The 17,740-nt window shown below is 73.9% G+C and carries 14 protein-coding genes; 2 read left to right on the forward strand and 12 right to left on the reverse strand.

The features are described from left to right. The first annotated feature begins 51 nt into the window (after positions 1 to 51). A complete protein-coding gene (locus BLS67_RS02635) occupies positions 52 to 1,377 on the forward strand; it encodes a cytochrome P450 (RefSeq protein WP_091238915.1) in 1,326 nt (441 codons plus the stop codon). Here BLS67_RS02635 and BLS67_RS02640 read toward each other — a convergent pair. Then, positions 1,367 to 2,713 carry an aminotransferase-like domain-containing protein gene (locus BLS67_RS02640; RefSeq protein ID WP_091238918.1) on the reverse strand — a complete coding sequence of 449 codons (1,347 nt, stop codon included), beginning with the start codon at positions 2,711 to 2,713 and terminating at the stop codon, positions 1,367 to 1,369. The two genes, BLS67_RS02635 and BLS67_RS02640, sit on opposite strands and share 11 nt — an antisense overlap. A gap of 68 nt (positions 2,714 to 2,781) precedes the next feature. Between BLS67_RS02640 and BLS67_RS02645 the strand changes: the two genes are divergently transcribed. Then, the gene (locus BLS67_RS02645) at positions 2,782 to 3,441 is read left to right on the forward strand and encodes a pyridoxamine 5'-phosphate oxidase family protein (protein WP_091238922.1); all 660 of its coding nucleotides are present in this window, start codon (positions 2,782 to 2,784) and stop codon (positions 3,439 to 3,441) included. On the opposite strand, the gene BLS67_RS02650 is transcribed toward BLS67_RS02645, so the two are convergent. From BLS67_RS02650 to nuoF, 11 genes are read right to left on the reverse strand one after another with little or no spacing between them, the layout of a single operon-like run. Beyond that, entirely contained in the window at positions 3,425 to 4,618 is a 1,194-nt protein-coding gene (locus tag BLS67_RS02650) for a PQQ-dependent sugar dehydrogenase (RefSeq protein WP_091238926.1), read from the reverse strand. The genes BLS67_RS02645 and BLS67_RS02650 overlap by 17 nt on opposite strands. A gap of 50 nt (positions 4,619 to 4,668) precedes the next feature. Continuing rightward, a complete protein-coding gene (locus BLS67_RS02655) occupies positions 4,669 to 5,703 on the reverse strand; it encodes a polyprenyl synthetase family protein (protein WP_091238929.1) in 1,035 nt (344 codons plus the stop codon). 44 nt (positions 5,704 to 5,747) lie between these two features. After that, on the reverse strand, positions 5,748 to 7,286 hold the full coding sequence (gene nuoN, locus BLS67_RS02660) for an NADH-quinone oxidoreductase subunit NuoN (RefSeq protein WP_091238933.1): 1,539 nt from the start codon (positions 7,284 to 7,286) through the stop codon (positions 5,748 to 5,750). After that, a complete protein-coding gene (locus BLS67_RS02665; protein WP_091238936.1) occupies positions 7,286 to 8,839 on the reverse strand; it encodes an NADH-quinone oxidoreductase subunit M in 1,554 nt (517 codons plus the stop codon). The genes nuoN and BLS67_RS02665 overlap by 1 nt, the downstream gene beginning before the upstream one ends. A 28-nt stretch (positions 8,840 to 8,867) precedes the next feature. Then, complete coding sequence (gene nuoL / locus BLS67_RS02670) at positions 8,868 to 10,775, reverse strand: NADH-quinone oxidoreductase subunit L (protein WP_091238939.1); 1,908 nt, start codon at positions 10,773 to 10,775, stop codon at positions 8,868 to 8,870. Positions 10,776 to 10,785: 10 nt separating this feature from the next. After that, positions 10,786 to 11,085: an NADH-quinone oxidoreductase subunit NuoK gene (nuoK, locus tag BLS67_RS02675; protein WP_091238942.1), complete on the reverse strand. Its 300-nt coding sequence runs from the start codon at positions 11,083 to 11,085 to the stop codon at positions 10,786 to 10,788. Continuing rightward, positions 11,082 to 11,900 carry an NADH-quinone oxidoreductase subunit J gene (locus BLS67_RS02680; RefSeq protein WP_091238945.1) on the reverse strand — a complete coding sequence of 273 codons (819 nt, stop codon included), beginning with the start codon at positions 11,898 to 11,900 and terminating at the stop codon, positions 11,082 to 11,084. Before BLS67_RS02680 ends, nuoK begins: the two co-directional genes overlap by 4 nt. Next, the gene (gene nuoI / locus BLS67_RS02685) at positions 11,900 to 12,484 is read right to left on the reverse strand and encodes an NADH-quinone oxidoreductase subunit NuoI (RefSeq protein ID WP_091238947.1); all 585 of its coding nucleotides are present in this window, start codon (positions 12,482 to 12,484) and stop codon (positions 11,900 to 11,902) included. The genes BLS67_RS02680 and nuoI overlap by 1 nt, the downstream gene beginning before the upstream one ends. Further along, positions 12,477 to 13,955: an NADH-quinone oxidoreductase subunit NuoH gene (gene nuoH / locus BLS67_RS02690; protein WP_091238950.1), complete on the reverse strand. Its 1,479-nt coding sequence runs from the start codon at positions 13,953 to 13,955 to the stop codon at positions 12,477 to 12,479. The genes nuoI and nuoH overlap by 8 nt, the downstream gene beginning before the upstream one ends. Beyond that, positions 13,952 to 16,414: an NADH-quinone oxidoreductase subunit G gene (locus BLS67_RS02695; RefSeq protein ID WP_091238953.1), complete on the reverse strand. Its 2,463-nt coding sequence runs from the start codon at positions 16,412 to 16,414 to the stop codon at positions 13,952 to 13,954. The genes nuoH and BLS67_RS02695 overlap by 4 nt, the downstream gene beginning before the upstream one ends. Next, positions 16,411 to 17,739, reverse strand: coding sequence for an NADH-quinone oxidoreductase subunit NuoF (gene nuoF / locus BLS67_RS02700; RefSeq protein WP_091238955.1), 1,329 nt, complete (start codon positions 17,737 to 17,739; stop codon positions 16,411 to 16,413). The genes BLS67_RS02695 and nuoF overlap by 4 nt, the downstream gene beginning before the upstream one ends. Position 17,740 lies beyond the last annotated feature (1 nt).

Below are 17,740 nucleotides of genomic sequence, written 5' to 3' on the forward strand. Positions count from 1 at the left end.
TGTTGGTGTGAACGCGACTAACACCTACTTCCGGGTCGGACACGGGCACCGATGAGCACCGGGGTGGACGACGTGGTCCGCACCCGGCCGACGACCTCGACCGGCCGCCTGGTCGAGGACGTCGTGCTCGGGGCCCGCATCGGCGCCATGCGGGCCGGCGGCATGGCCCTCGCGCTGCGCGGCGACCGGGTCGCCCGGCTGCTGCACCGCCCGTGGCGGCTGGACCCCTACCCGGTCTACGCCCAGCTGCGCGCGGCCCAGCTCGCCGACGGCCCGGTGCGCAGCCGCACCGGGCTGACCGCGCTGGCCACCCACGCCTCGGTCGAGGCCGTGCTGCGCGACCGGCGGCTGGGGGTGCGGCTCTCCGACGGCCGCAGCCGGCTGGGCGAGGGCGACGGGCCCTCGCTGATGGAACCGGTGGACCTCTCGCTGCTCACGATCGACCCGCCCGACCACACCCGGCTGCGCCGGCTGGCCCAGCCGGCATTCGCCCCCCGCCGGCTGGCGCACTACCGCGCGGTCGCCGAGCAGGTGACCACCGAGCTGCTCGACGCCGCCCTCGCCCGGGGCGGGCCGGTCGACCTGGTCGCCGAGCTCGCCTCGCCGCTGCCCATCCGGGTGATCTCCGCCCTGCTCGACGTGCCCGACGTCGACGCCGAGCGGTTCGCCCGCTGGGGCCTGGCGCTGGGCTCCTCGTTGGACGGCGTCCGCTCACCCGCGCACGTGCGCGAGCTGACCAGGGCCACCGACGGCATGCGGGCGCTGTTCGGCCAGCTCCTCGAGCAGCGGCGCACCCACCCGGGCGAGGACGTGATCTCGACGCTGGCCGGTGCGGTCGACGGCGGCACCGCCACCGCCGACGAGGTGCTGGCCCTGGCGCAGCTGCTGCTGGTGGCCGGGTTCGAGACCACCACCAACCTGATCGGCAACGCCGTCCAGGCCATGCACCGCACCCCCGGCCAGTGGGCCGCGCTGGCCGCGGACCCCTCGCTCGCCGCGGCCGCGGTCGAGGAGACGCTGCGGTACGACCCGCCGGTCCAGCTCACCGCCCGCTTCGCCCACGAGGACGTCGAGGTCGACGGCCGGCCCCTGCGCAAGGACAGCGGCGTCCTGGTCCTGATGGCCAGCGCCAACCGCGACCCCGCGGTGCACCCCGACCCCGACCGGTTCGACCTGCACCGCGAGCAGACCGTGCCGCACCTGGCCTTCTCCGGCGGCGCGCACTACTGCCTGGGTGCCCCGCTGGCCCGGCTGGAGGGCGAGGTGGCCCTCCGGCTGCTCGCCGAGCGGGCCCCGCGGCTGCGCCCGGCCGGCCCCGCCGTCCCCCGGGTGGCCACCGTGCTCCGCGGCCCCCTGCACCTGCCCGTCACGACCTGACCCCGAGGGCGTGGGTGAGGGCGGTGAGGGCCGCGGGGAGGTCGGCGCGCGGGGGTGCCGCCCAGCCGACCACCAGGCCGGCCCGGGTGTCGGTCAGCTGCTGCTCGGCCAGGGTGCCGACGGCGATGCCCCGGCCGGCCAGGTCGGCGGCGACCGCCTGCTCCACGGCTCGGTCGGCCAGCGGGACGACGAGGTGCGCACCGGCGGCGTCCCCGGTGGTGACCAGCCCGGCGGTCGCCACGGCGGCGCGCACCAGCTCGCGGCGGTCGGCCAGCTCGCGGCGCAACCGCCGCAGGTGCCGGGCGAGGTCCCCCGAGGTGGCCAGCGCGGCGAACACCCGCTGGCCCGAGCGGCCCGGCCGCAGACCGGTGTCGGTGCGGCGCTGCAGCAACTGGTCCCGCAGCGCCGGCGGGGCCACCACCCAGCCCAGGCCAAGGGTGGGGCTGACCACCTTGGACGCCGTCCCCAGGTGGACGACGACGTCGGGGGCCAGCGCGGCCAGCAGCGGCAGCGGGGCGACGTCGTAGCGCAGCTCGCCGTCGTAGTCGTCCTCCCAGACCGTGAAGCCCTCGGCGCGCGCCCGGGCCACCAGCGCGGCCCGCCGCGGCGCCGGCAGCCGTCCGCCGAGGGGGAACTGGTGGGCCGGGGTGCAGTAGACGGCGGCCAACCCGGCCGGGACCGCGTCGACCACCAGGCCGTCGTCGTCCACCGCCAGCGGCACGACCTCGATGCCCGCCGCCCGCAGCGCGCCGACCGCCCGCCGGTAGCCCGGGTCCTCCACCCCCACCCGCGACCCGTGCGGCAGCAGCCCGGCCAGCTCGGCCACCGCGGCCGACGTCCCCCCGCTGGCCAGCACGTCCGCCGGGTCGGCGGGCAGCCCGCGGTGCCGCAGCAGGTGCTCCACCACGGCCGACCGGAACACCGGGTCGCCGGCCGCGTCGTAGCCGGTGTCGGGGTCCCGGTCGCCGGCCGCCCGCCACGCCCGACGCCAGGCGGCCCGGTCGACCACCTCGGTGCAGGGCGCCCCCGGCCGCAGGTCGACCCGCGGGCCGGACGAGGGCGGGACGGCGGCCCGGGCCGGCCTGGCCGCGACCGGGGTGCCGACCACGAAGGTGCCCACCCCGCGCCGGCCGGCCAGCCACCCCTCCGCCAGCAGCTGGTCGTAGGCGGCCGCGGTCACCGTGCGGCTGACGCCGAGGAGGGTGGCCAGCTCGCGGGTCGAGGGCAGCCGGTCGCCGGCGCGCAACGCGGCGGCGGCGCGGAGCCCGTCGGCGAGCTGGACGGCGAGGGGCACACCCGAGCCCCGGTCGAGCTGGACGGGTGGTGGTTCGAGCACCGGTGGCCTCCCGGAACTGGTGCGGATTGGCCATCGGAGGATGCCACGGACGACGGCAGGATGGTCCCGTGACCAGTACGCCGCTGTCCCCCACCCCCCGCTCGACCGTGCGGCGCAACGCCGTGCGGGCCCGCACCGACCGCGCCGACCTGCACGCCGTGCTCGACGCCGGGCTGATCGGGCACCTGGGCCTGGCCATGCCCAGCGGGCCGGTCGTGCTGCCCACCGGGTACGGCCGGGACGGCGAGACGCTGTACCTGCACGGCTCCAGCGGCGCCGCGTCGCTGCGGGCGGCCGGTGCGGGCATCCCGGTCTGCTTCACCGTCACCCACGTCGACGGCATCGTCTACAGCCGGTCGGCCTTCCACCACTCGATGAACCACCGGTCGGCCGTCGTGCAGGGCACGGCGCGGCTGGTCACCGACCCGGACGAGCGGTGGCACGGGCTGGCCGTGCTGACCGAGCACCTCGCCCCCGGCTCGTGGGACCACAGCCGGCAGCCCGACCGCAAGGAGCTGGCCGCCACCGCCGTGCTCGCGCTGGACCTCACCGAGGCCAGCGTCAAGGTCCGCACCGGCCCGCCCGGCGAGGACGAGCGGGACCTCGCCGACCCGCAGGCCGACTGGGCCGGCGTCCTCCCGCTGCGCACCGTGTGGGGCGAGCCCGAGCCCTGCCCGCTGCTGCCGGCCGGCACCCCGGTACCCGAGCGGGTCAGCTCGCGGGGGTGACGCGCAGGAGCTGGTCGGCCCCGTCACCGTTGTCGGTGGTCAGGTACAGCGCACCGTCGGAGCCCAGCTGCGGGGTGCGCACCCGGCCGTAGGTGCCCTCGAGCTCCGGGATGCGGAACTGCTCGACCAGCGACCCGTCGTCGGCCAGCCGCAGCGCGAGCACGCCGGTGTCCTTCTGCACCCCGAGCAGGAGCAGGCCGTCGTAGCTGCCCCACTGCTCGCCGTCCAGGAAGGTGATGCCGGAGACGGCGATCGTGGGGTCGCCGGAGGACCACACGGCGGCGATCGCGCCGGGGATGTCGGGGTCGGTCATCGGCACGCTCTCGTCGTACTCGCCGGCGCCGACCGGGTCCCAGCCGTAGTTGCCGCCGTCCTGGGCGAGGTTGACCTCGTCGTCGACCTGGCTGCCCTGCTCGGCGGTGAACACCTCGCCCGTGCCGGGCCGCACGGCGATGCCCTGCACGTTCCGGTGGCCGTAGCCCACGATCGCGTGCGAGGTGGGGTCGGTCAGCTCGAGGAACGGGTTGGTGGCCGAGGGCTGCCCGGTCTGCGGGTCGACCCGCAGCAGCTTGCCGGCCTGGGTGGAGAGGTCCTGCGGGTTGGTGCCCAGCGCGTTGTCACCGGTGCCGATCAGCAGCTGGCCGTCGGGGTCGAAGCGCAGCCGGCAGCCACCGTGCCGGCCGGAGTCGGCGTTCACCGGGATCTGGCCCACCAGGGGGTCGGCGACCCGGGAGGCCGCCGTCCACCCCTCGTCGACGGTCCAGGCGGTCACCTCGATGCCGGGGCCGCCGTCCGCGCCGCCGTCGGCCACGCCCATGCAGGTGTAGAACCGGCGATCGGTGTCGAACGCCGGGTCGAGGACCAGGCCCATCAGGCCGGTCTCGCCCTCGGCCCACAGGTCGCCGAGGTCCGCGGCCACCTCCTGCGTGCTGCCGTCGGGGCGCACGGCGGTGAAGCCCCCACCGCGCTCGTCGAGCAGCAGCGTGCCGTCGGGGGCCTGGGCGACGTCCCACGGGTGGTCCAGACCGTCGGCCAGCACCTCGACCTGCAGGGCCGGCGCGTCGGACGGCGCCGCGGTGGCTGCGTCGTCCGGGTCGGAGGACCCGGACGAACAACCGGCCAGCAGCACCAGGCCGGTGAGGAGTGCGGTCGGGCGGGCAGCGCGGTGGGTGCTCATCGCCCCCAGTGTCGCCGGAGTCCGGCCACGGTGCAGCCGCGGTGCGCGCCTCAGGCGCTGCGGGTGACCACGTAGTCGCAGAGGGCGTCGAGGGCCTCGCGGACCTCGCCGGCCGGCACGCTGCCCAGCCGGGCCCGGGCGCGGTCGGCGTAGGAGTCGAGCACCTCGGTGGCCCGGGTCAGGGAGGCCGAGGCGCGCAGCAGGGCCAGGGCCTCGGCGTGCTCGGCGTCGTCGGTGATCGGCCCGGCGACCAGCTGGCGCAACCGCGCCTCGGCCGGGTCGTCGCCGGCGAGCACCAGCAGGACCGGGAGCGTGGCGATGCCCTCGCGCAGGTCGGTGCCGGGCAGCTTGCCCGAGGTGCCGCGCTCGCTGACGATGTCGATCAGGTCGTCGGAGAGCTGGAAGGCCACCCCGACCTCCTCCGCGTAGGCGGTGAGGTCCTCGACGACGGCGGGGTCGACCCCGGCGAACGTGGCGCCGAACCGCGCCGAGGTGGCCACCAGCGACCCGGTCTTGTCCGCCAGCACCGAGAGGTGGTGGGCGATCGGGTCCTCACCGGCAGCCGGGCCCACCGTCTCGCGGATCTGCCCGGTGACCAGGCGCTCGAAGGTGCGCGCCTGCACCCGCACCGCCTCGGGGCCCAGGTCGGCCAGCAGGTCCGAGGCCCGGGCGAAGAGGAAGTCGCCGGTCAGGATGGCGATGCTGTTGCTCCAACGGCTGTTCGCGCTGGCCGCGCCGCGCCGGACGGCGGCCTCGTCCATGACGTCGTCGTGGTAGAGCGTCGCCAGGTGCGTGAGCTCGCAGACCACGGCGGCCGAGACCACGTCGTCGGCGTCGGCGTCGCCCAGCTGCGCGGCCAGCAGCGCCAGCACCGGCCGGAAGCGCTTGCCGCCGGCGGTCATCAGGTGCGCGGCGGCCTCGGCGACGAACTCGTGGTCGCTGGTCACCGAGGCCTGCAGGGCCGACTCGACCCGGGCAAGGCCCGCGGCCAACGACTCACCCAGCGGGCCCTCGGGCAGCCAGGACCCGACGGTGGACGCCGGCCTGCCCGGCCGGTTCCACGTCTGCGTCTGGCTCCCGCTCATGGCCGCTGAATCTAGTCGCCGCAGGTGGGGACGCCGACGCTGCCCTACCCGACCAGCGTCGCGGCGCGGTCGGCCAGGTCGAGCACCGAGCCCGGGACCACGCCCAGCACGAGGGTGGCGGCCACCGTCACGGCCAGCACGATCGTCGTCGGCAGCCCCGGCACCCCGACCGACGGCCCGTCCTCGGCCGGCTCGGAGAAGTACATGAGCACGACCAGCCGCAGGTAGAAGAAGCCGGCCACCGCGCTGGTGACCAGGGCGACCACGGCCAGCGGCCAGGCCCCCACCTCGATCGCGGCCCGGAAGACGGCGAACTTCCCGGTGAACCCGCTGGTCAGCGGGATCCCCGCCAGGGCCAGCAGCAGGAAGGTCATCACCCCCGCGGTCAGCGGCGAGCGCCGGGCCAGCCCGGCCCACTGCGAGAGGTGGGTGGCCTCGCCGTCGCCGTCCCGGACCAAGGTCACCACGGCGAACGCACCGATCGTGGTGAGGCCGTAGGCGAGCAGGTAGAACAGCGTGGCCGACAACCCGGAGCCGGTGCCCCCGCCCAGGCCGATCACCCCGGTGAGCAGGAACCCGGCGTGCGCGATCGAGGAGTAGGCGAGCATCCGCTTGACGTCGGTCTGGGTCAGGCCGAGGACGGCGCCCACGACCATCGAGACGATCGCGATGCCGTAGACCAGCGGCCGCCAGGTCCAGTCCGCCGTCCCGAAGGCGACGTAGAGCAGCCGCAGGATCGCGCCGAAGGCGGCGACCTTGGTGCAGGCGGCCATGAACGCGGTGACCGGGGTCGGGGCGCCCTGGTAGACGTCCGGCGTCCAGGTGTGGAACGGCGCGACCGAGGCCTTGAACATCAGCCCGACCACGAGCAGGCCCAGGCCGAGCACCAGCAGGGTGCCGGTGCCGTCGTCGGTGACCGACTGGCGGATCTCCGAGAGCCGGATGCTGCCGGTGGCGCCGTAGACCAGGGCCAGGCCGTAGAGGAAGAAGGCCGACGCGAAGGCGCCGAGCAGGAAGTACTTGACCGCCGCCTCCTGCGAGAGCAGCCGGCGACGGCGGGCGAGACCGCAGATCAGGTACAGCGGCAGGCTGAGCACCTCGAGGGCGATGAACATGACCAGCAGGTCGTTGGCCGCGACGAAGAGCATCATGCCGCCGACGGCGAAGGTGGCCAGCGGGTAGACCTCGGTCTGCACCCGCTCGTCGGTGAGCAGCTCGCGGTCGCGGGGGCTGCCCGCGGGCACCGCGGCCGAGGCGACGAACGCGGACTTCGCGGGGTCCAGGCCGCGCTCGGCGAACAGCAGGATCGACAGCGCACCCAGCCCGGCGATGGTGGCCTGCAGGAAGTGCCCGGCGCCGTCGACGGCCAGCGCGCCGGCGCCGGTGACCGTGCCGTCGTCACCGGCGACGAGCAGGGTCGACCCGAAGGCACCGACCGTGCCGACCAGGGCCAGCGCCACCTGCGTGGGCTGGCGGACGTGCCGGGGGGCGAAGGACTCGACGAGCACGCCGACCAGCGCCGCCCCGAAGACGAACAGCAGCGGGGTGAGCGCGGACAGCGAGAGGTCCGGTGCCTCGATCATCAGTTGGCCCCCTGCTCGGCGGTGACGGGTTCGTGCACCGGCGGCGTGCCGCCCGGGTCGGAACCGATGTCGGTCATGGTGGCGGCGACCGCCGGGTCGATCAGCGCCAGCAGCGGCTGCGGGTAGACCCCCAGGACGAGGATCAGCGCGATCAGCGGGGCCACGACGGCCAGCTCGCGGCGGCGGAGGTCGGGGAACGGCTTGTCCACGACCAGCCCGCGGGAGGGGCCGTGCATGGTCCGCTGCACGACCAGCAGCACGTAGAGCGCGGCGAGCACGATCCCGGCGGTGGCGACGATCGTGAACACCGGGCGGGTCGGGAACGAGCCCAGCAGGACCAAGAACTCCGACACGAAGCTGTTGGTGCCCGGCAGCGCCAGGCTGGACAGACCGGCGACCAGGAAGACCCCGGCCAGCACCGGCGCCTTCTTCGCCACGCCGCCGTAGTCGGCGATCGACCGGGACCCACCGCGGCTGATCAGCATGCCGACGGCCAGGAACAGGATCCCGGTCGAGATGCCGTGGTTGACCATGTACAGCACGGCCCCCGAGCCGCCCTCGGCGGTGAAGGCGAAGATGCCCAGCGCGATGAACCCGAAGTGGGCGATCGAGGTGTAGGTCACGAACCGCTTGAGGTCGGACTGCCCCATCGCGAGCAGGGCGCCGTAGAGGATGCCGGCCACCGCCAGGCCCAGGATCCAGGGCGCGAAGGTGCGCGAGGCGTCGGGGAACAGCGGCAGGCAGTAGCGGATGAACCCGAAGGTGCCGACCTTGTCCAGCACGCCGACCAGCAGCACGCCGCCGCCGATCGGGGCCTCGGCGCCGGAGTCGGGCAGCCAGGTGTGGAAGGGCACCAGCGGCGCCTTGATCGCGAAGGCGACGAAGAACCCCAGGAAGAGCAGCTTCTGCACGCCCGGGTCGATGTCGAGCTGGCGCAGCGCGTCGAAGGCGAAGGTGCCCTCACCCAGCTGGGAGTTCGAGACCACGTACAGCCCGATGACCGAGGCCAGCATGACCAGCCCGCCGAGCAGGCTGTACAGGAAGAACTTCACCGCGGCGTACTGCCGGCGCGGCCCGCCGAAGCTGCCGATGATGAAGTACATCGGGACGAGCATGGCCTCGAAGAACACGTAGAACAGGAAGACGTCGGTGGCCGCGAAGACCCCGACCATCATGGCCTCGAGCACCAGCAGCCAGGCGAAGTAGGCCTTCGTGGACCGGCCGCCGGGGCCGGTGTCCTCCCACGAGGCGACGACGACGACCGGCACCAGCACGCCGATCAGCAGCAGCATGACCAGCGCGATGCCGTCGACGCCGAGGGCGAAGTCGACCCCGAAGGCGGGGATCCAGGAGACCGAGGTGGTCAGCTGGAACCGGTCGCCGCCGGTGTCGAAGGCGACCGTGGCGAGGACGGCCAGCACCAGCACGAGGGCGCTGACCGCCAGGGTGACCTGCTTGACCAGCAGGTCCCGGCCCTTGGGCAGGGCGGCCACCGCGGCGCCGCCCACGGCCGGGACGGCGATCATCGCGAGCAGCCAGGGGAAGTCGCTCACGGGAGCTGCTCCTCGTCGTCGTGGGTGGTCATCCTGCGGTCACCGCGACCAGGGCCCCGACGACCAGGACGGCGCCGCCGAGCATGCCGAGGGCGTAGGAGCGGACGAACCCGGTCTGCGCGCGGCCCAGCCGGGACGACGAACCGCCCAGCCCGGCGCCGATGCCGTTGACCACGCCGTCCACCCCGCGGTTGTCCACCCAGACCAGGGCCCGGGTGAGCCACATGCCCGGTCGCATGAACACGGCCTCGTTGACCTGGTCGGCGTAGAGGGCGTTGCGCGCGGCGCGCACCGGGACCGACACGCGGGCCGGTGCCGTCGTGGGCACCTCGCGGCGGCCCACGAACAGCCAGGCGGTGAGCGCACCGAGCGCCACCACGACGGTGACCAGGACGCTGACCACCAGCGGCGGGATCGTGTGCGCCGCGGCCTCCTCGGGCTCGCCGAACACGGGGGCCAGCCAGCCGGCCAGCGGGAAGACCTCGACCAGCAGGAAACCGGCGGCCACCGAGCCGACCGCGAGCACCACCATCGGCAGGGTCATCACCGCGGGCGACTCGTGCGGGTGCACGTCGTCCTCCCAGCGGGGCTTGCCGAAGAAGGTCATCAGCATCAGCCGGGTCATGTAGAACGCGGTCAGCCCGGCGCCGAGCACCGCGACGCCGCCGAGCAGGTACCCCGACGCCCCGCCGCGGTCGAAGGCGGCCTCGATGATGGCGTCCTTGGTCCAGTAGCCGGACAGGAACGGGAAGCCGATCAGCGCGAGGTAGCCCAGCCCGAAGGTGACGAAGGTGGTCGTCATCTTCGTGGCCAGCCCGCCGAACCGGCGCATGTCGGTGCGGTCGCCCATGCCGTGCATCACCGAGCCGGCGCCGAGGAACAGCCCGGCCTTGAAGAAGCCGTGGGTGAGCAGGTGCGCGATGCCCGCGGCGTAGCCGACGGGGCCGAGGCCGACGGCCAGGAACATGTAGCCGATCTGGCTGACCGTGGACCAGGCCAGCACCTTCTTGATGTCGTCGTAGGCGCAGCCGGCGATCGCGCCGATCATGATCGTGATCGCGCCGATGATGACCACGACGGTCTGCGCGGCGGGGGCGGCGTCGAACACCGGTGCCGACCGGGCGATGAGGTACACCCCGGCGGTGACCATGGTGGCGGCGTGGATGAGGGCCGAGACCGGGGTCGGGCCCTCCATGGCGTCGGGCAGCCAGGCCTGCAGGGGGAACTGGCCGGACTTGCCGCAGGCGCCCAGCAGCAGGAGCAGCCCGATCGCGGTGACCGTGCCCCCGGCCAGCACCCCGACCGAGCCGAGCACGCCCGCGTAGGACGTCGTGCCCAGCTGGGTGAACATGAGGAAGATCGCCAGGGCCAGGCCGACGTCGCCGACCCGGTTCATGATGAACGCCTTCTTGGCCGCGGTGGCCGCGGCCGGCCGGGTGTACCAGAACGCGATGAGCAGGTAGGACGCCAGACCCACGCCCTCCCAGCCCACGTAGAGCGCCACGAAGCTGTTGCCGAGGACCAGCAGCAGCATCGCCGCGACGAACAGGTTGAGGTAGGCGAAGAACCGACGGCGCGCGGGGTCGTGGGCCATGTAGCCGACCGAGTACACGTGGATCAGCGCGCCGACCCCGGTGATCAGCAGGGCGAAGGTGATCGACAGCGGGTCGACGAGCAACCCGGCGCTGACCTCGAGCTGCCCGGTGGAGACGAAGGTGTACAGGTCGACGCCGACGCTCCGGTCGTCGAGGCCGGCGAGATCGACGGCCGACAGCACGGCCAGCACGAACGCGCCGGTCACGGTGGTGATGGCCAGCAGGTGGCCCCAGCGGTCGGTGCGCTTCCCGCCCAGCAGCAGGACGGCGGCCCCGGCCAGGGGGAGCGCGATCAGCAGCCAGGAGGCACTCAGGAGCCCGGTCGCGGGCACGGGGTTCATGTCGGCGCCCTCAGTACTTCAGCAGGTTGGCGTCGTCGACCGAGGCCGACCGGCGGGTGCGGTAGATCGACATGATGATCGCCAGCCCGATGACGACCTCGGCGGCGGCGACGACCATGACGAAGAACGCGATGACCTGGCCGTCGACCGTGCCGGTGGCCCGGGCGAAGGTGACCAGCGTGAGGTTCACCGAGTTGAGCATCAGCTCGATGCACATGAACACGACGATGGCGTTGCGGCGCACCAGCACGCCGACGGCACCGATGGTGAACAGGATCGCGGCCAGCACCAGGTAGTTGGTCAGGCTCACCGGGTCACCCCCCGGGTGGTGCCCAGGGCGCCGTCGGGACCGCCGCCGGTGTGGTCACCGGGCGGCAGCTCCTCGACGACCTGGGGCTCGACGCCGGTGGCGTAGCTGGCCTCGGCCGGGCTGCCGTCGGGCAGCCGGCCGGGTGCGGCGATGGAGTTGGCCCGGGCGTAGACACCGGGGCCGGGCAGGGTCTGCGGGTGGTCGGAGGTGAGGAACCGGGCGCGGGACCGTTCCCTCTGCGTCAGCCGGCTGCCGGGCTCGCGCTCGATGTGGGCCAGCACCATCGCGCCGACCGCAGCGGTGATCAGCAGGGCGCTGGTGACCTCGAAGGCCAGCAGGTAGCGGGTGAACAGCAACCGGGCGATGGCCTCGATGTTGCCGTCGGCGGCGCCGCCCGCACCGCCCTGCACCGACTCCAGGCCGGCGACGGTCATGCCCTCGGTGGCCCGCGCGATGCCCGCCCCGACCAGGCCGGCGAACCCGATGCCCAGCACCGTGGCGGCGACCCGCTGACCCCGGAGGGTCTCGACGACGGAGTCCGAGGAGTCGCGGCCGACCAGCATGAGCACGAACAGGAAGAGGATCATGATCGCGCCGGTGTAGACGATGATCTGCACCGCGCCGAGGAACGGCGCCTCCTGGACGACGTAGAACACCCCCAGCGCCAGCATCGTGTTCACCAGGAACAGCGCCGAGTGCACGGCGTTGCGGGCGAAGACCATGCCTAGCGCGCCGGCCAGGGCGATCGGGCCGAGGATCCAGAACACGACGGTCTCGGCCGTGCCGATCTCGATGCCTGCTGCTGCGCCGCCCATCAGGAGCCGGCCCGCAGGTAGTAGTCCTTCTCGTCGTCGCCCAGGCGCATGGGGTGCGGGGGTTGCTCCATGCCGGGCAGCAGCGGGGCCATCAGCTGCTCCTTGGTGTAGATCAGGCTCGCGCGGTCGTCGTCGGCCAGCTCGAAGTCGTTGCTCATGGTCAGCGAGCGGGTGGGGCAGGCCTCGATGCACAGCCCGCAGAAGATGCAGCGCAGGTAGTTGATCTGGTAGACCGCGCCGTACCGCTCGCCGGGGCTGAACCGCTGCTCGTCGGTGTTGGTGCCGCCCTCGACGTAGATGGCGTCGGCCGGGCAGGCCCACGCGCACAGCTCGCAGCCCACGCACTTCTCCAGGCCGTCGGGGTGCCGGTTGAGCACGTGCCGGCCGTGGTAGCGCGGCTTCGTGATCTTGGGTTCGTCGGGGTACTGCTCGGTGGTGACCTTCTTGAACATCGTCGAGAAGGTGACGCCGAAGCCCTGGGCGGGGGCGGGCAGCCGGCTGGTGCGCGCGGCCGGCGCGGAGCGGGTGCCACCGGTCTGGTCGACCTCGCCGCCGCGTCGTCTCTCCGGGGTGAGGTCAGGCATCGTCGTCCTTCCGGGGGGTGGGGCTGGGACGGCGTCGGCCGCTGGCCACGGGCGCACCGGCGGCGACCGGCTCCTTGCTGGCCAGCCGGGGTGACGGGGGCACCACCAGGTCCATCGGCGGGATGGGGAACCCGCCCTCGGCCCGGGCGGGACCGCTGCGCTGGGCGGGCCGGCGGCGGGCACCCTCGGTGCGCACCGGGGGCAGCACCTCGGGCTCGGTGGGGTTGATCGACCCGGCCGCGGCGTTGAGCGCGGCGATGCGGGTGTCCTCGTTGCTCTTGCGGGAGGCGATGAGCAGCACCGCGAGGACGACGGCGGCGATCGGCAGCCCGACGTAGAGGGCCACCTCACCGCTGGACAGGTTCGCCTCGCGGGACACCGTGCGCATGGTGGCCACGGCGAGGATCCAGACCAGCGCCGTGGGCACCAGCACCTTCCAGCCGAAGCGCATGAACTGGTCGTAGCGCAGGCGGGGCAGCGTGCCGCGCAGCCAGATGAAGACGAACAGGGCGGCGACGACCTTGAGCAGGAACCACAGCAGCGGCCACCAGCCGGAGTTGGCGCCGTCCCAGATCGAGACCGGCCACGGCGCCCGCCAGCCGCCGAGGAACAGGGTGGCGGCCAGGGCCGAGACGGTGACCATGTTGACGTACTCGGCCAGGAAGAACAGGGCGAACTTCAGCGACGAGTACTCGGTGTGGAAGCCGCCGACCAGCTCGCTCTCGGCCTCGGGGAGGTCGAAGGGCGCCCGGTTGGTCTCACCGACCACCGCGATCACGTAGATGATGAAGCTGACCGGCAGCAGCACGGCGTACCAGCTGGGCCCGTCGAACTCGAGCCCGAAGAAGTCCAGCCGGTTGTCCCCGGCCTGCGCGGCCACGATCTCCGAGGTGCTCATCGTGCCGGCGTAGAGGAACACCGCGACGATGCTCAGCCCCATGGCGATCTCGTAGCTGACCATCTGGGCCGCGCTGCGCAGGCTGCCCAGCAGCGGGTAGGTCGAACCCGAGGCCCAACCGCCCAGCACGATGCCGTAGACGCCCATCGCCGAGCAGGCGAGCACCACGAGCACGCCGATCGGGGCGTCGATGAGCTGCAGCGGGGTGCGCTGGCCGAAGATCGACACCTCGGGGCCCAGCGGGATGACCGAGAAGGCCAGGAACGCCGGGATGGTCGCGATCACCGGGGCGATGAAGTACACCGGCTTGTCCGCCAGCGCCGGCATGATGTCTTCCTTGAACGCCAGCTTCAGGCCGTCGGCCAGGCTCTGCAGGTAGCCGCGCGGACCGACCCGGTTGGGGCCCGAGCGCTGCTGCATGCGGGCGACGACCTTGCGCTCGAACACGATCGCGAACAGCGTCATGACGACCAGCAGGCCGAACACGCCGACGATCTTGACCAGCACCAGCCACCAGACGTCGTTGCCGAAGTCGGCCAGCGTGGGCGAGTCCGCGGCGGCCAGTGCGGTCACGCGACGCCTCCTGCGGTCAGGGTGACGACGCCGCCGGGCGCGGTGCCGAGGTCGGCCCGGACGTGGCTGCCCGGGGAGTTCATGGGCAGCCAGACCACGCGGTCGGGCATCTCGGTGATGCGGGCGGGCAGCGTGATCGCCCCGGCCGGGCCGGTCACGGTGACCGGCTCGCCGTCGGTGACCCCGAGCCGCACCGCGGTCTCCTTGCCCAGCCGGACGACGGCCGGCCGTGCGGTGCCGGCCAGCGCCGGCTCGTCGCGCTGCAGGGTGCCGTCGTCCAGCAGCTGACGCCAGGACGCCAGGACGGCCTGCTCGGCACCCACGCGGGGGCTGCCGGCGGGGGCGACGTCCAGCCCGCGGACCTCGCGGGACCGGCCGGCCCCGCCGAGGGCGACCAGCTCGCGGCGGGCGTCGTCGACGCCGGACAGACCCAGGCGCACGCCCATCGCGTCGGCGAGGCCGGTGAGCACGCGGGCGTCGGTGAGCTGTCCGGTGCCGTGCAGGGTGGCGTCGAAGGGCCGCACCCGGCCCTCCCAGTCCAGGTAGCTGCCGGCCTTCTCGGGCGCCGCGGCCACCGGGAGGACGACGTCGGCGTGGTCGGTCACCGCCGAGGGGAACAGCTCGAGGCTGACCACGAACCCGGCGGCGACCAGCGCGGCCTCGGCGAGGCGCGGGTCGGGCAGGTCGGCGGGGTCGACGGCGCCGACCAGCAGACCGCCCAGCCGACCGGACTGCGCGGCCTGCAGGATCGCGGTGAGGTCGCGGCCGGCCTTGCGGGGCAGCTCGACCCCCCAGGCGGCCTCGACGTCGGCGCGGTCGTCGGCGTGCTCGACGGCGCGGCCGCCGGGCAGCAGGCTGGGCAGGGCGCCGACCTCGACGGCACCCCGCTCGCCGGCCCGGCGCGGGACCCAGGCGATGCGGGCACCGGAGGCGGTGGCCAGTGCGGAGAGCGCCGACAGCGCGCCGGGGATCTCGGCCAACCGCTCGCCGGCCAGCACGACGGCCCCGTCCTGCCGCAGGGCGGTGGCCGCCCGCGCCCCGACCCCGCCGGCGGACTCGGCGGCCAGCGCCCGCAGGACGGCGGCCTCCAGCCCGGGCGGGGTGGCCAGCAGGGTGGCGTCGAGCTTCTCGTCGGCGAGGGTGGCGAAGGGGGCGACGTCGAAGACCGGCAGCGCGCGCTCGCGGACCGCCCGGCGCAGCCGCAGGAAGACGATCGGCGACTCCTCCTCGGGCTCGAAGCCGACCATGAGGACCGCCGGTGCGGCGACCAGCTCGTCGTAGGTGACCGCACCGGCGCCCGGCGCGGTGCCGGCCACGTGCGCGGCCAGGAAGGCCAGCTCCTCGGGCGAGTGCGCGCGGGCCCGGGCGTCGACGTCGTTCGTGCCCAGGGCGACCCGGGCGAACTTGGCGTAGGCGTAGGCGTCCTCGACGGTGAGCCGGCCGCCGGGCAGCACGCCGACCCCGCCGTCCTCGCGGGCCGCGGCCAGACCGGCGGCCGCAGCGGCCCAGGCCTCGGGCCAGGACGCCGGGACCAGTTCGCCGTCGCGCCGCACCAGCGGCGTGGTGAGCCGGGCGTTGGCCGCGGCGTAGCGGAAGGCGAAGCGGCCCTTGTCGCAGTTCCACTCGGTGTTGACCGCCGGGTCGTCGCCGGCCAGCCGGCGCAGCACGGTGCCGCGGCGGTAGTCGGTGCGCTGGGCGCAGCCCGAGGCGCAGTGCTCGCAGGTGCTGGCCTCGCTGCGCAGGTCGAACGGGCGGGAGCGGAACCGGTAGGCCGAGCTGGTCAGCGCGCCGACCGGGCAGATCTGCACGGTGTTGCCGGAGAAGTAGGACTCGAAGGGCTCGTCCTCGTAGATCGCGACCTGCTGCAGGGCGCCCCGGTCGAACAGCTCGATGAACGGGTCGCCGGCCACCTGCTGGGAGAACCGGGTGCACCGGGCGCACAGCACGCAGCGCTCGCGGTCCAGCAGCACCTGCGAGCTGATCGGCAACGGCTTCGGGTAGGTGCGCTTCACCCCCTCGAAGCGGCTCTCGGCGTGCCCGTTGCTCATCGCCTGGTTCTGCAGCGGGCACTCGCCGCCCTTGTCGCAGACCGGGCAGTCCAGCGGGTGGTTGACCAGCAGCAGCTCCAGCGTGCCGGCCTGCGCCGACTCGGCGACCTCGCTGGTCAGCTGGGTCTTGACCACCATGTCCGGGGTCACCGGCACGGTGCAGGAGGCCACCGGCTTGCGCTGGCCCTCGACCTCGACCAGGCACTGCCGGCAGGCCCCGACCGGCTCCAGCAGCGGGTGGTCGCAGAACCGCGGGATCTGCACGCCGATCTGCTCGGCGGCCCGGATGATCAGCGTGCCCTTCGGCACCGCGACGTCGAACCCGTCGATGGTCAGCCGGACGTGGTCCTCGGGCGTGTGCGGACCGGGGACGGCCGGCACCTGGGCGCGGGCCGGTTCAGGGGTCGTCATGCCATGGCTCCCACGGGCTCGAGGTGGAGCGTGCGGCCCAGCCGGCCCTGCTCGTCGGCGGGGAGCAGGGCGACGTAGTCGTCGCGGAAGTACTTCAGCGAAGAGGCGATGCAGCTGGTGGCGCCGTCGCCCAGGGCGCAGAAGGAGCGGCCCAGGATGTTGTCGCAGGTGTCGGTGAGCAGGTCCAGGTCGCGGGCCGTGCCGTGCCCGGCGACCAGCCGCTCGAGGATCTGCACCAGCCAGTACGTGCCCTCGCGGCAAGGGGTGCACTTGCCGCAGCTCTCGTGCGCGTAGAACTCGGTGAACCGGAGGGTGGCCTCGACGATCGAGTCGGTCTCGTCGAAGACCATGAGCGCCGTCGTGCCCAGCATCGAGCCGGCCGCCGCGACGGAGTCGAAGTCCAGCGGGACGTCGAGGTGGTCGGCGGTGAAGTAGGGCGTGGACGAGCCGCCGGGCGTCCAGAACTTCAGCTCGTGCCCGGGCCGGACGCCACCGGCCATCGCCAGCAGCTCGCGCATCGTCGTCCCCATGGGGGCCTCGTACTGGCCGGGGTGCACGACCCGGCCCGACACCGAGTAGATCTTGGGGCCGGGCGACTTCTCGGGGCCGAACTCCTTGAACCAGGCCGACCCGCCGCGCACGACGAACGGCACGCTGGCCAGGGTCTCGACGTTGTTGACGACGGTCGGGGCGCCGTACAGCCCGGCGACGGCCGGGAAGGGCGGCTTGAGCCGGGGCTGGCCGCGCCGGCCCTCCAGGGAGTCCAGCAGCGCCGTCTCCTCGCCGCAGATGTAGGCCCCGGCGCCGGCGTGCACGATGACGTCGAGGTCGTAGCCCGAGCCGTGCACGTCGCGGCCCAGGTGACCGGCGGCGTAGGCCTCGGCCACCGCGGCCTGCAGCCGGCGGTGGGCGTGCACCGCCTCGCCGCGCACGTAGATGACCGCGTAGTGGCAGCGGATCGCGTAGGAGGCGATGGCCACGCCCTCCACCAGCGAGTGCGGGTCGGCCATCATCAGCGGGAGGTCCTTGCAGGTGCCGGGCTCGCCCTCGTCGGCGTTGACCACCAGGTACTTCGGCTTGGCGGCCGGGCCGGTCGGGGTCTCCCCCGGCTTGGGCTGCGGGATGAAGCTCCACTTCATGCCGGTCGGGAACCCGGCGCCGCCGCGGCCGCGCAGGCCGGAGTCCTTGACCAGCGTGACCAGCTCGTCGGGGGTCATGCCCAGCGCGGTGCGCCAGGCCGCGTAGCCCTCGGTGCGCTCGTAGGTCTCGATGGTCCAGCTGCGCTCCTCCGCGAAGCGGCTGGTGAGCACGGGGGTCAGCGGCATG

It is taken from the genome of Klenkia soli (assembly GCF_900103975.1).
In the GTDB taxonomy this organism is placed as follows: domain Bacteria; phylum Actinomycetota; class Actinomycetes; order Mycobacteriales; family Geodermatophilaceae; genus Klenkia; species Klenkia soli.

What these genes read in the sequence shown, in the direction of transcription:
- BLS67_RS02635 (WP_091238915.1), top strand. Translation starts at nt 52, where the DNA reads ATGAGCACCGGGGTGGACGACGTGGTCCGCACCCGGCCGACGACCTCG.
- BLS67_RS02650 (WP_091238926.1), bottom strand. Translation starts at nt 4,618, where the DNA reads ATGAGCACCCACCGCGCTGCCCGCCCGACCGCACTCCTCACCGGCCTG.
- BLS67_RS02655 (WP_091238929.1), bottom strand. Translation starts at nt 5,703, where the DNA reads ATGAGCGGGAGCCAGACGCAGACGTGGAACCGGCCGGGCAGGCCGGCG.
- nuoN (WP_091238933.1), bottom strand. Translation starts at nt 7,286, where the DNA reads ATGATCGAGGCACCGGACCTCTCGCTGTCCGCGCTCACCCCGCTGCTG.
- nuoL (WP_091238939.1), bottom strand. Translation starts at nt 10,775, where the DNA reads ATGAACCCCGTGCCCGCGACCGGGCTCCTGAGTGCCTCCTGGCTGCTG.
- BLS67_RS02680 (WP_091238945.1), bottom strand. Translation starts at nt 11,900, where the DNA reads ATGGGCGGCGCAGCAGCAGGCATCGAGATCGGCACGGCCGAGACCGTC.
- nuoI (WP_091238947.1), bottom strand. Translation starts at nt 12,484, where the DNA reads ATGCCTGACCTCACCCCGGAGAGACGACGCGGCGGCGAGGTCGACCAG.
- BLS67_RS02695 (WP_091238953.1), bottom strand. Translation starts at nt 16,414, where the DNA reads ATGACGACCCCTGAACCGGCCCGCGCCCAGGTGCCGGCCGTCCCCGGT.
- nuoF (WP_091238955.1), bottom strand. Translation starts at nt 17,739, where the DNA reads ATGCCGCTGACCCCCGTGCTCACCAGCCGCTTCGCGGAGGAGCGCAGC.